The sequence below is a fragment of the Candidatus Rokuibacteriota bacterium genome (assembly GCA_016188005.1).
Lineage (GTDB): Bacteria > Methylomirabilota > Methylomirabilia > Rokubacteriales > CSP1-6 > UBA12499.
Genome location: JACPIQ010000131.1, coordinates 1 through 12353, shown reverse-complemented (window position 1 = coordinate 12353; position 12353 = coordinate 1). Strand labels below are relative to the sequence as shown.

13 protein-coding genes are annotated in these 12353 nt (G+C 70.4%); all 13 read left to right on the top strand.

The annotated features are described in order from the left end of the window. Window positions 1–344: ABC transporter ATP-binding protein (locus HYV93_25225; GenBank protein MBI2529275.1), on the top strand; the 344-nt coding region annotated here is incomplete at its 5' end. A 67-nt stretch (window positions 345–411) separates the two neighbouring features. Continuing rightward, window positions 412–1119 (top strand): ABC transporter ATP-binding protein, encoded by a 708-nt coding sequence (locus HYV93_25220; protein MBI2529274.1) that lies wholly within the window; start codon window positions 412–414, stop codon window positions 1117–1119. Window positions 1120–1150: 31 nt separating this feature from the next. Then, the gene (locus tag HYV93_25215) at window positions 1151–1744 is read left to right on the top strand and encodes a TlpA family protein disulfide reductase (GenBank protein ID MBI2529273.1); all 594 of its coding nucleotides are present in this window, start codon (window positions 1151–1153) and stop codon (window positions 1742–1744) included. Between the two features lie 11 nt (window positions 1745–1755). Continuing rightward, window positions 1756–1950, top strand: coding sequence for a hypothetical protein (locus HYV93_25210; GenBank protein MBI2529272.1), 195 nt, complete (start codon window positions 1756–1758; stop codon window positions 1948–1950). A gap of 1 nt (window position 1951) precedes the next feature. After that, on the top strand, window positions 1952–3472 hold the full coding sequence (locus tag HYV93_25205; GenBank protein ID MBI2529271.1) for a long-chain-fatty-acid--CoA ligase: 1521 nt from the start codon (window positions 1952–1954) through the stop codon (window positions 3470–3472). Window positions 3473–3509: 37 nt separating this feature from the next. Next, entirely contained in the window at window positions 3510–6407 is a 2898-nt protein-coding gene (locus tag HYV93_25200; GenBank protein ID MBI2529270.1) for an insulinase family protein, read from the top strand. Between the two features lie 276 nt (window positions 6408–6683). Then, complete coding sequence (locus tag HYV93_25195) at window positions 6684–6938, top strand: hypothetical protein (GenBank protein MBI2529269.1); 255 nt, start codon at window positions 6684–6686, stop codon at window positions 6936–6938. Then, on the top strand, window positions 6935–7363 hold the full coding sequence (locus HYV93_25190) for a hypothetical protein (protein ID MBI2529268.1): 429 nt from the start codon (window positions 6935–6937) through the stop codon (window positions 7361–7363). The genes HYV93_25195 and HYV93_25190 overlap by 4 nt, the downstream gene beginning before the upstream one ends. A gap of 4 nt (window positions 7364–7367) precedes the next feature. Beyond that, window positions 7368–7691, top strand: a complete 324-nt coding sequence (locus HYV93_25185; protein ID MBI2529267.1) for a hypothetical protein — start codon at window positions 7368–7370, stop codon at window positions 7689–7691. Between the two features lie 330 nt (window positions 7692–8021). Then, a complete protein-coding gene (locus HYV93_25180) occupies window positions 8022–9347 on the top strand; it encodes a phenylacetate--CoA ligase family protein (protein ID MBI2529266.1) in 1326 nt (441 codons plus the stop codon). Between the two features lie 47 nt (window positions 9348–9394). Continuing rightward, the gene (locus HYV93_25175; GenBank protein MBI2529265.1) at window positions 9395–10423 is read left to right on the top strand and encodes a zinc-binding dehydrogenase; all 1029 of its coding nucleotides are present in this window, start codon (window positions 9395–9397) and stop codon (window positions 10421–10423) included. Then, window positions 10420–11967: an AMP-binding protein gene (locus HYV93_25170; GenBank protein ID MBI2529264.1), complete on the top strand. Its 1548-nt coding sequence runs from the start codon at window positions 10420–10422 to the stop codon at window positions 11965–11967. The genes HYV93_25175 and HYV93_25170 overlap by 4 nt, the downstream gene beginning before the upstream one ends. Then, the coding region (locus HYV93_25165) for an enoyl-CoA hydratase/isomerase family protein (GenBank protein ID MBI2529263.1) at window positions 11964–12353 on the top strand (390 nt) is incomplete at its 3' end. The genes HYV93_25170 and HYV93_25165, both read left to right, overlap by 4 nt.

Genomic DNA, 12353 nt, shown 5'->3' with positions numbered 1-12353 from the left:
GGCGGGACGAGGTGGCGGAGAACCTGTCGCACGGCGAGCAGCGCCATCTCGAGATCTGCCTGGCGCTCGCCACCGAGCCGACGCTCCTGCTCCTCGACGAGCCGACGGCGGGGATGACGCCCGGCGAGACGAAGGACACCACGACGCTCATCCGGACCATCGCGAAAGCGCGCGGTCTCACCGTGCTGCTGATCGAGCACGACATGTCCGTGGTGATGGGCATCTCCGACCGGATCGCGGTGCTCCACTTCGGCGAGAAGATCGCCGAGGGCGTGCCGGGCGAGATCCGCAACGACCCGAAGGTCATCGAGGCGTACCTCGGGCCGCCGGAGGAAGACTGGTGAGGTGGTCCGCGTCGAACGGGGCAGGGGGCCCTCGCGCGCGGGCGCCGAGGGGCCTGGTGAAGAACTGATGCTGCGCATGCGTGACGTCCATGCGGGGTACGGGGCGACGCCGATCCTCTTTGGCGTGTCGCTGGAGGTCCGCGCGGGCGAGGCGGTGGCGCTCCTCGGCAAGAACGGCATGGGGAAGACCACGCTCATGAAGACGGCGATGGGTTTCCTGAAGCCGTGGCGCGGGACGATCGAGCACGCCGGCGCGGATCTCACGCGTCTCACGCCGCACGAGATCGCCCGACTGGGGATCGGCTTCGTGCCCGAGAACCGCCGCATCTTCCCCGGCCTCACCGTGCGCGAGAACCTCGAGCTCGGCCTGTCGGCGGCGTCGAAGCGCTCGGAGGCGCTGCGACGGCAGCGGCTCGACGAGGTGTTTTGGCACTTCCCGCGTTTGCGCGAGCGCATCGACCAGCCCGGCAAGACGCTGTCGGGCGGCGAGCAGCAGATGCTCGCCATCGCGCGCGTCATGATGGCCGGCGCCAAGCTCATCCTCATGGACGAGCCCACGCAGGGGTTGGCCCCCGCCTTCATCCGCCACATTCGCGACATGGTGGGCGAGCTGAAGCGGCTCGGCGTGACCGTCCTGCTCGTCGAACAGAATGCGCGCGTGGCGCTGTCCGTCTGCGATCGCGGCTACATCATGGAGAAGGGGTCGATCGTGTTCGAGGCCTCCTCGCGCGAGCTCAGAGACAGCCCGGTGACCCGTGAGAAGCTGGGCGTCTAGCCTCTCCGGGGCGTCCCGGCGGGACACGGTCGTGCGCGCCACGGTCGCCGTCGTCCTCGTGGGCGCTCTCGTGTGGTTCGTGCCGCGTAGCCGGCCGGGCGTGGACGGGGGCCATCACGCCGGGCACGACGTCGAGCCCGTGCTCGACGCCTTCGAGAAGGCCGGCATCTCCGAATTCGAGGAGGGCCAGCGTGGCCCCGCCTTCAGCCTGGCCACGCTGGACGGGCACCGCGCGGCGCTCGCCGACTACCGTGACGCGCTCGTCATCCTCAACTTCTGGGCTACGTGGTGTGTGCCGTGCACCGACGAGATGCCGACGCTGGAGGCGCTGTGGAAGGACTACCGCGCGCGGGGGCTGGTCGTGCTCGGGGTGTCCGTGGACCGCGGTGCGCCGCGCGCGCTGCTCGATCCGTACGTCCGCAATCTCGCGCTGACGTTCCCCATCCTGCTCGACCCGGACGGCAAGACGGCCAGCGCGTGGCGCGTGACGGCGCTTCCGGCCACCTTCGTCGTCAAGCCGGGCGGCGAGGTGGCGGGCAACGCGGTGGGCGCGCGCGACTGGCGCAGCGAGGCGATGCAGGCGCTTCTCACGGGCCTGTTGCCCGCCACGCGTGCGCACAGGTGATGGGGCGCTCCATGGAGCCGACATGCCTGCCGATGAAGGAGGGCGCGCCGGCGGCGCCCGACGAGACCCTCGCCCACCTCCGGGGACAGCCTGCGGCCCCCGAGGTCCCGACGTCGGTGGAGGTCATCGCGGCCATTCCGAAGACAGGATCCGGCAAGATCGGGCGCGTGGAATTGCGGGATCGCGCGTCGGTCAAGGAGGCGTGAGGTGCGCGGGGATCTGAAGCAGCTCGTGATGCCGCTGGGAGACCTGATCCGCACGCAAGCGGCCCGCTATGGATCGAAGATGCTCTTCGAATGCCATGGCGTTCGGCGCAGCTACGCGGACTTCGATGAGCGCACCACGCGCCTGGCCGGCGGTCTGCAGGCCCTCGGCGTGCGCCCGGGTGACAAGGTCGCCTGCTACATGCCGAACTCCATCGAGCTGATCGAGGCGTACTACGCCACCTCCAAGGCGGGAGCGGTGACGGTGTTCCTCAACGCCTTGCTCACGGCGCGCGAGATCCGGTTCGTCCTCCAGGACTCCGAGTCGAAGGTGATCTTCACCGCGCCCGCGCTCCTGCCCAGCGTGCAGGAAGTCCGCCCCGACACCGGGCGCCTGGAGACGGTCGTGGTCCACGGGGGGACGCCACCGCCGGATGCGGTTCGCTTCGACGATGTCTTGCAGGGCGGTCCCCACCACGACGTGCCGGTGAAGACGGAGGACGTCGCCTGGCTCGGCTACACGTCCGGCACCACGGGCCGGCCGAAGGGGGCGATCCTCACGCACCTCGGCGCCACGCACGTGGGCGCCGCCGTCGCGGACCGGTTCGGCTACCGCGAGGACGATATCGTCCTCTGCGCGCTGCCGCTCTTCCATTCCTACGCGCTGAACAGCTGCATGATCCAGGTCATGATGGCGGGCGCCGGCCAGGTGATCCTGGAGCGGTTCACGCCGGACGGGGTCCTCCAGGCGATCCAGGAGCACCGGATCACCGTCTTCCCCGGCGTGCCCACCATGTTCAATTACCTCGTCAACGTCCCGGACCGGGCCACGTACGATCTGACATCGCTGCGCATCGCCAAATCGGCGGGCGCCGTGCTGCCCGCCAAGCTCATGCACGAGTTCGAGACGCTGTACGGTGTTCCGCTCGTGGACGGCTACGGGATCACCGAGGCCCACTCGTTCGTGACGCTGGGCGATCCCAGGGGGAAGCGGCCGGACGGCTCCTGTGGGAAGGCGATCGAAGGCGTGGAGGTGCGCATCGTGGACGGGCAGGATCGTGACGTGCCCACGGGCGAGCGGGGCGAGCTGGTGTTCCGCGGCCCGAACCTTCCCTTGGGGTACGTGAACGGGGCCGAGGCCACCGCGGAGGCCCTGCGCGGCGGCTGGTACCACAGCGGTGACGTGGCGTACATGGACGCCGAGGGCTACGTCTACATCGTGGACCGCATCAAGGACACCATCATCTGCGGTGGCTACAACATCTACCCGAAGGAAGTGGAAGACGTGATGTACGCCCACCCCGCCGTGCTGGACGTCGCGGTGGTGGGCGTGGCCGACGAGGCGAAGGGGGAGATCCCCAAGGCGTGCGTCGTCCTCAAGCCGGAGGGCACAGTCACCGCCGGGGAGCTGGAAGCGCATTGCCGCCAGAACCTCGCCGCCTACAAGGTCCCCCGCGTCATCGAGTTCGTGGGCGCGATTCCCAAGACGGCGTCCGGCAAGACGAAGCGCTTCCTGCTACGGTAGAGATCGCGGCGGGGCCGCCGCCGCGGTAGCATGGTCCATGCACGCCCAGGGGACGGTGATCCGAGAACTCGGTGAGCGGGCCCGCCGGCGTTGGGCCACGCTCCGGCCGGCCGTCTTGGGGCTGGCCGTCCTTCTGCTCGGCGCCTGCGCCGGGAGCCCCCCGCCGGACGCGACGGCGACGGGTCCAGCGGCGGGCGCCACCGAGTTGCTGCCGACCGATCCGGCGCTGGTGACGGGTCGCCTGGACAACGGGCTCGCCTACATCGTCCGCCGGAGCCCAAACCCGCCGGGGCGCGTCGCGATGTGGCTGCACGTGGCCGCGGGCTCACTCAACGAGACCGAGGAGACCCGCGGCCTCGCGCACTATCTCGAGCACATGGCCTTCAACGGCTCGACGAACTTCCCCCCGGGCTCGCTCATCCCGTACTTCCAGTCGCTCGGGCTGTCCTTCGGTCGCGACCAGAACGCCTTCACGGGCCTCGACCGGACGGTGTATACCCTGGCCCTGCCCGACACGCGAGCGGAGACCGTCGACCGCGGTTTCCTCTACCTCGCCGACATCGCGTTCCGAATGAGCCTCCTCCCCCGGGAGATCGACGCCGAGCGCCAGATCATCCTGGAAGAGAAGCGCGCATACGCCGGCGCCCGGCAGCGGGTGCGCGACGAGGTGCTGCGTCGCCTTGCGCCAGAGTCGACGCTGGGCCGGCGGCTGCCCATCGGCACCGAGGCGGCGATCCGCTCGGTGGGCCCGGCCGAGTTCCGCGACTACTACGCGCGCTGGTACGTGGCCAGCAACATGACGGTGATGACCGTCGGCGACGTGGAGCCCGCGGGCGTGGTGGGGAGCATCGCCCGGCACTTCGGCGACGCCCGCAGCGTGGCCCGTCCCCAGCCGCCCCCCGCCGGGGTCGCCGCGACCACCGGGACACGCGCCATCGTCGTCACGGATCCCGAGCTGACCCAGGCGGAGATCGAGCTGACCCGGGTGGAGCTGGCGCGGCCCCCGGTGACCACGGTGCCCGCCTATCGCCGACAGCTCGCCGAGTACCTCGGCAGCTGGACGTTCAACCGCCGGCTCGATGCCGAGCTGGCGTCCGGAGGTGTCGCCTTCCTGAAGGGCGGCGCGTCCGTCACCGAGTGGGCGCACGCCGCGCGCATCGTCACCGTCCAGGCCACCGCCGCACCGGCGCGGTGGCGAGAGGCGCTGGCCGACCTCTCCACGGCGCTCCAGCGCGCCCGCCAGCACGGATTCACGCCGGCCGAGATCGACGAGGCGCGGGCCGGGCTGATCGCCGAGACGGAGCAGGCGGTCCAGCAGGAGCCGACGCTGCCCGCGCGATCGTTGCTCCGGCAGATCAGTCAGTCGGTGGCGCGGCGCGAGCCCCCGCTGTCGGCCGCCCAGCGCCTGGCCCTGCAGAGGCGCCTGCTCCCCGGCATCACGGCCGACGAGGTCTCGCGCGTGTTCACCGCCGCGTTCGACCCGACCCACGTGGTCTTCGTCCTCACGGTCCCCTCCGGCGTGTCGGCGCCCTCGGAGGCCCAGCTGAGCGCGCTGGGACGTAGCGCCCTCGACGTACGCCCGGCGCCGGCGCTCGAGCGGGCGCCGGCGCCCCGGCTGCCGGCCGCGCCGCTGCCGGGCGGCCTGGTGGTCGAGGAGAGCCGGCACGAGGCGACGGGCGTCTGGTCGGGCTGGCTCGACAACGGGGTCCGGGTGCATCACCGGCAAGTGGTCCAGCGCCGGCACGAGGCGGTCATCCGGATCGCGCTGGCCGGCGGCGTCATCGAGGAGCGCGCTGACAACCGGGGCATCACCGAGGCGGCCATGCGCGCCTGGGACCGCCCGGCCGGCGGCTCGCTGTCGAGCACCGACATCCGGAGGCTCATGACGGACAAGAAGGTCCGCGTGAGCGGCGGCTTCGGAGCGGACAGCGTCACGCTGACCGTCTCGGGGGACCCGGCCTCGCTCGAGCACGGGCTCCAGCTGGCCCATCTCCTGCTGACCGATCCCGTGGTGGAGGCCGCCGGGCTCGAGCAGTGGAGGGAGCGGAGGCTCGCGGAGATCGCCGAGCAGGCGGTCCAGCCGAGAGGCGTCCTGGCCCTGGCCCAGGCCGAGGCGTTCTATCCTGTCGCCGAGGCGCGCCTGCGCCCCGCGACGGCGGCCCAGGTGCGAGCGCTCACGCGCGAGGCCGCGCAGGCCTGGCTCGGCGCGTTGATCGCGCGCGCGCCGATGGAGGTCGCGGTGGTGGGCGACATCGACCGCGCCCGCGCCATCGCCCTCGTGGCGCGCTCCCTCGGCTCGCTGCCGCCCCGGCCGCGCATCGACGCTGCGACGCTGGCCACCCAGCGGGCGGTCCCGCGCCCGGGCGGTCCCATCCAGGTGGCACGGACGGTGGCGACGCCCACCGACCAGGCCCAGGTGCTCGCCGGCTTCTTCGGCGCCGATGCCACCAGCGTGCGCGACAGCCGGCTCCTCGCCCTGGCCTCGCGCGTGCTCTCGACCCGCATGACCCGCACGCTCCGCGAGGAGCGGCAGCTCGTCTACAGCATCGGCGCGTACTCGCGGCCCGGCGAGGCCTACCCGGGGTTCGGGGTCTTCGCGGCCCAGGCGCCCACCGATCCCGCCAAGGCCGTGGCGCTGGCGGATGCCGTCGAGGAGATGTTCGACTCCTTCGCCGCTCACGGGCCCACCGCCGACGAGCTGGCGGTGGCCAAGCAGCAGCTCGCCACCTTGCTCGACGAGGTGACGAAGGGGTCGGACTTCTGGGCCGAGCGGCTCGCGACGCTCGACTACCGGGGGTCGTCGCTGGACGACATCGCGCGCCTGGCAACCGACTACCAGCGCTTCACCGCGGAGGAGGTGCGCGAAGCGCTGGCGCGCTACGCCCGGCCGGAGGCGCGCTTCCGCTTCGTCATCGTCCCGTCCCACGCCCGGTGAGGCACCCGGCCCGGCGGCAACTGAGGTAGTTGGGTGTTTCGGTGTTTCTCCGACACCGGGTGTCAACAAGTTGGCCGTTGACAGGCCTCGGGCCGAGGTGGGAAGGTGGTCCTCCTCCGACACCGAATGGGGTGGCCCAGGCGAGGGCGAGCATGCTACCCTTGGCACGTAAGGTCGCCATGGCTCGAAAGTCAGAAATGACGGACAGTTACAGGACGGCTACGCGCCGTTCCGGGTGGACCCCGACCAGCGAGGCCAGAGAGTGAGCGTGGCAGCATGAGGAAGAAGATCCCGGTCAGGCCTAACGAGCCCCCGAAAGAGGCCGAACTTATTGAGGTGACCACCTCCAGCGAGCCCTGGAGTACCTATCTGCTGGCCGATGGCACTCAGTTGAAACAGAAGGTTGTGCTCTCGGAGGTGTGGCGCGTAATCGACGAATACGACAATGAGGGCAATCCCGTCTACGTCCTGAAGAGTAACGGCATCATAAACATCCAGCCTCCTGACGAACTGAAGAGGCCACAGAAATGAGTCTTCATGTTTCCTCTTGGCACTACGGTGGCAGCGCCGTCTTCATCGATGTAGAAGAAGCCTATCCGGTCCAGGCGTCACCGGCCCAGGTGAGAAATATCGCCAGCGATGACATGTCCTCGATGGTTTGGCCGTACTTCCCCGGAGACCGCCAGCAGAGGACGGTCTTCATCCGAGATCTTGCTGATCCGCGCGTCGTTGTCGTCGAACCCATCCCCGTTTCACTCGAAGTCTCGGACGGGCAGCCCACCGCATGCTGTTACGACCTTGAGCAATTCGGAATCGGGGACGACGAATTCAGCGCACTTGACGACCTCCGAGCGACCATTGTTGAGCTATATCTTGCGCTCAAGGGCGAGCAGAGCTTGGGGCCGCTACCCCAGCGACAGCTTGCTTACCTCAGGAGCGTGGTCAGGGAAGCCTAGCCGGGTGTCGCTCCACATTGGCGAGGTCGAGCAGGCGTGGAAGAAGTTGGGGATGGTCGTCGTTAACGCGAAGGACCGCCTCGCTAAGTTCTACTATCAAGGCACGCTGATTCTGATGACGAAGCGATCGCACGGCAGCGGTCCTATCGAGGGCAAGATCCCGTATCTAATCCGTCAACAGATGAAGCTTAGTCAGGCTCAGTTTGACGAACTGATCGCCTGTCCGCTTGGGCTGCCGGAATACGTTAGAATCCTGAAACAGAAGGGCTGGATTACTGAGTCCAGCAAGCCCGCGCCCCCTTCTTCGCAATCACCTTCCGCGCCCTAGGCGATACCTTCTTCGCCCTGGCCTTCCCACCCTTGACCCCGCCCTTCCGCCGCGCCGCCGTGGTCGGTGTCTCGGGCTCCGTGCTGGGCGAGCCGTTCGGCTGCTCCCCGGTTGCAATGTCGCCGATGAGTCTAGCAAGCTGCATCGGGTCACGGCGCCGCTTCGGGCGCTTCGCCCTGGCCGGAGTATGCTACAGGTAGCGGCAATTCCGGCCTCGGCCCCTCAGTCAAACTGAAACTCTACCGGAGACGCTGCTGCCTTGACACGTCAGGGGTCTTCTTCTACCCTCGGCGCTGCGATGATGCCGACTCCGGCGCCGGGACATCCCTGATGACCTCCCGCTACCTCGAGCCCGAGGCCGAGCGGCGCTCGCGCGTCGCGATGACGCGCTGGCAATCCGAGCGCCTGCGCGCGCAGGTGCGCCACGCCGCGGCCCACAGCCCGTTCTACCGCCGCAGGCTCAAGGCCGCGGGGGTCAACCCCGCGCGCATCCGGACGCTCGACGATCTCCGACACCTGCCCTTCACCACGAAGGACGAGCTCAAGGAGAACCAGGCGGCCGCGCCGCCCTGGGGCGACGTGCTCGCGGTCCCGCTGGCCGAGGTCCAGCGAGTGCACCTGACCTCGGCGACGACGGGCCGCCCGCTGGCGTTCCTCGACACGCGCGAGGACTGGTACGGCTTCTATCACTCCTACGCGCGCTCGCTCTACGCCTATGGTGTCCGGAAGACCGACATGGTGATGGCGGCCTTCTCCTACGGGCCGTGGATCGGCTACTGGAGCGGCTTCCATGCGGCGCAGGACCTCGGCTGCCTCGTCTTCCCGGTGGGCGGGCTGTCGACCGACCAGCGCCTCGACGCGCTCCTGACGTACCCGATCACGGTGCTTGGCTGCACGCCGTCCTACGCCCTCTTCCTCGCCGAGCACGCGGCGAAGAAGGGCGTCGACCTGGCCAAGGACACGCGCATCCGGATCACGTGGCATACGGGCGAGCCGGGGGCCTCGATCCCGGCGACCCGGGCCAGGATCGAGGCGGCGTTCGGGGCCAGGGCCTACGACCTGCCCGGGCTCACGGAGATCGCCGCCTGGGGCTTCGAATGCGACGCGCGCTCGGGGCTGACGCACGTCCACGAGGATTACTGCTACCCCGAGGTGCTGGACGAGCAGGACAGGCCGGTGGGCCCGGGCGGGCGGGGCGAGCTGGTCTTCACCAGCCTCTACCGGAAGGCGATGCCGCTGCTCCGCTACCGCACGCGCGATCTCGTCCAGGTCGCTGACCGCAAGTGCCCCTGCGGGCGGACGCTCATCGCCTTCGAGGGCGGGGTCCACGCCCGCCTCGACGACATGAAGAAGGTCCGCGGGATCATCGTCTATCCCCGGCGGATCGAGGAGCTGGTACGGCCCCACGCCGCGGTGGATGAGTTCCAGATCGTCTTCCGGCGCCACGAGGGGCTCGACGACATCCTCGTCCGCATCGACCCCTCGCCCTCGCTCGCCCTCGGGGAGCGGGACGGCCTGCGCGCCCGGCTGGCCGACGAGCTTCGCACGGGACTGGGCATTCGCGTCTCGGTGGAGATGGCCGAGCCCGGGGCGCTCCCGCGCTGGGACCACAAGGCCAGGCGCGTGCTCGACGAGCGCACCGAAGTTCCCTTCTAGCGGCGCCGGCGCCGGCCCGCCACCCCCGCCAGAGGAGGTCTCGTCTCGTGAAAGCGGCGTTCTTCAAGGAGCACGGCGGAGCGGAGAAGATCCTGTACGGCGACTATCGCGACCCCGTCGCGGGGGCGGGGGAGCTGGTCGTGCGGGTGCGGGCCTGCGCGCTGAACCAGGTCGACATGCTGCTCCTCGACGGCCGCTTCCCGCCCCCCGAGGGGCTGCCCCACGTCAACGGCTGCGAGGTCACGGGCACCGTCGAGGCCGTCGGCGTGGGGGTGACGGGGCTCGCCGCCGGCCAGCGGGTGATCATCTTCCCCGGCTTCTCGTGCGGACGCTGCGAGTACTGCCTGCGCGGCGCCCGCACGGTGTGCGTGCGCTACGGCTATCTCGGCGCCCACAAGGACGGCGGCTACGCCGAGCTGGTCCGAGCGCCGGCGGCCAACGTCCTGCCCCTGCCGGAGGCGATCTCCTTCGAGGCGGGGGCAGCGGTGCCGCTCGCCATGCTGACCTCCTGGCATGCGCTGGTCGCCCAGGCGGGCTGCCGGCCGGGCCAGCGGGTGCTCGTGCACGCGGCGGGCAGCGGCGTCGGCAGCGCGGCCATCCAGATCGCCCGCCTCTGCGGCGCGCGCGTGATCACGACGGTGGGGTCCGACGACAAGATCGACTTCGCCCGCTCGCTGGGCGCCGAGCACGTGGTGAACTACCGGACGCAGGATTTCGTCGAGGAGACGAAGCGCTGGAGCGGCAAGCGCGGCGTCGACGTCGTGATCGAGCACATCGGCGGCGAGACCTTCGAGCGGAGCGTCTATGCGCTCGCCCGGCTGGGTACCCTCGTCTCCATCGGCTCTCACGACACGCACTGGGGACGTCTGGACCTGCGCCACGTCTATTCCAAGAACCTCAGGATCCTCGGCACCAATCTCGGCTCCCTCACGGAGCTGGAGACCGTGCTCGAGCACCTGGTCGACGGGCGGCTCAAGCCGGTGGTCGATCGCGTGTTCCCGCTCAAGGACGCGCGGGCCGCCGTGCAGCACGTGCTGGACCGGAAGAACCGGGGCAAGGTGCGCGTGGTCCCGTGACCCTCGCCCGGCTCCTTGATCGCGCGGCGCTGCGACACCCGGAGGCGCCAGCCGTCGTGGACGGCGCGCGCCGGGTGACCTACGCCGACCTCGCCAGCCAGGCGGCGGCGCTCGGCCGCGCCTTCGCGGGGCTGGGCGTCCGCCGGGGCGACCGCGTGCTCTTCGCGCTCAAGAACCGCCTCGAGCACGTGCTGGCGTACTGGGCGCTCCAGACCATCGGCGCCGTGCCGGTGCCGGCGAACTTCAGGCTCGCGGGAGGCGAGCTCCGCTATGTGCTCGAGAACTCAGGCGCCCGCGTCGCGCTCTTCGAGCGGGCGACGGCTGCGGCCATGCTCGAGGCGACGCAGCGATGGCGGGGGCGCCTCGTCTTTGTCGGCGACGCCCCGCCCGGGGGGACGCTGGCGTTCGCCGAGCTGCTGGCGTCGGGGGCGGGGGCCGCCGCGCTCTCGTCGCCCGTGGCGGAGGGCGATCTCTCCCTCATCCTCTATACCTCGGGGACGACGGGCCGGCCCAAGGGCGTGCCGCGAACCCACCGGAACCACCACGCGGGTGCCCTCGCCCACGTGATCCAGTGCGGCTACCAGTGGGGTGAGCGCACGCTCGGCGTCATGCCGCTCTACCACACGATGGGGATCCACTCGCTGACGAGCATGGTCGCGGTGAACGGCTGCTTCGTCTGCCAGGCGGACTGGAGCGCGGGCGCGGCGCTCTCGCACATCGAGACGGAGCGGCTCACCGCGCTCTACCTCATCCCCACGCTCTACCACGATCTGGTGCACTCCCCGGCGTTCAGGCCGGAGCGGGTCGCATCGGTGAGGAAGCTCGCCTACGCGGGCGCGCCCATGCTGGCCGCGCTCACCGGGGCCTGCGTGGCCGCCTTCCGCCCCGTGACCTTCGTGAACCATTACGGGTCCACTGAGATCTACACGTTCTCGGTCTTCCCGGATGTCCACACCAAGCCCGGCTGTGCCGGCCGCCCCGGGATCCACTCGCGGCTGCGCGTCGTCGCGGCGAGCGCGGAGCGGCGCGTGGGGCCCGACGAGACCGTGCCGGCCGGCGAGAAGGGCGAGATCATCGCCAGCCTGGACTCCGAGGAGGCCTTCGCCGGCTACTGGAACCGCCCGGACGCGGATGCGAAGGCGCTCCGCGACGGCTGGTACTTCACCGGCGACATGGGCTACCTCGACGAGGCCGGGGATCTCTTCGTCTCCGGCCGGGTCGACGACATGATCATCAGCGGGGGGGAGAACATCCACCCGGTGGAGGTCGAGGAGGCGCTGGCCCGGCATCCCGAGGTGCGGGACGTCGCGGTGGTGGGCGAGCCCGACGAGAAGTGGGGCGAGCGGGTGGTGGCCTTCGTCGTGGCCGGGGACGCGGGCCTGACTGCGGAGGTGCTCGACCGGCACTGCCGCGAGAGCGGCGACCTCGCCAGCTTCAAGCGGCCGCGGCGCTTCGTCTTCGTCAAGGAGATCCCGAAGACCGCCTCCGGCAAGATCCTCCGCCGGCTCCTGCGCGATGGACACTACGTGGAGGTCACTGCATGAGCGAGTTCCTGCGGGTGGAGCGGAAGGGCGCCGTGGCGATACTCTGGATCGACCGGCAGCCCAAGATGAACACCATGACGGTGGCGATGCGGAACGAGTTCCCGGGCATCTTCGCCGGCCTCGAGGCCGACGAGGGGGTCCGCGTGATCGTGGTCCGCGGGGCGGGGGGCAAGGCCTTCAGCGCCGGCGGGGACGTCGCGGAGTTCCTGACCCTCGCCCCCGCCGACCTCGAGCTGTGGGGGGACACGCTCACCTCCGCCGAGCGCTGCCGCAAGCCCGTCATCGCGGCCATCGACGGCTTCGCCATGGGAGCCGGCCTCGAGCTGGCCGTGGCCTGCGACTTCCGCATCGCGACGCTCCGCTCGGAGTTCGCCTTCCCCGAGGTG

What these genes read in the sequence shown, in the direction of transcription:
- HYV93_25180 (MBI2529266.1), top strand. Translation starts at nt 8,022, where the DNA reads ATGACCTCCCGCTACCTCGAGCCCGAGGCCGAGCGGCGCTCGCGCGTC.
- HYV93_25190 (MBI2529268.1), top strand. Translation starts at nt 6,935, where the DNA reads ATGAGTCTTCATGTTTCCTCTTGGCACTACGGTGGCAGCGCCGTCTTC.
- HYV93_25210 (MBI2529272.1), top strand. Translation starts at nt 1,756, where the DNA reads ATGGAGCCGACATGCCTGCCGATGAAGGAGGGCGCGCCGGCGGCGCCC.
- HYV93_25195 (MBI2529269.1), top strand. Translation starts at nt 6,684, where the DNA reads ATGAGGAAGAAGATCCCGGTCAGGCCTAACGAGCCCCCGAAAGAGGCC.
- HYV93_25220 (MBI2529274.1), top strand. Translation starts at nt 412, where the DNA reads ATGCTGCGCATGCGTGACGTCCATGCGGGGTACGGGGCGACGCCGATC.
- HYV93_25200 (MBI2529270.1), top strand. Translation starts at nt 3,510, where the DNA reads ATGCACGCCCAGGGGACGGTGATCCGAGAACTCGGTGAGCGGGCCCGC.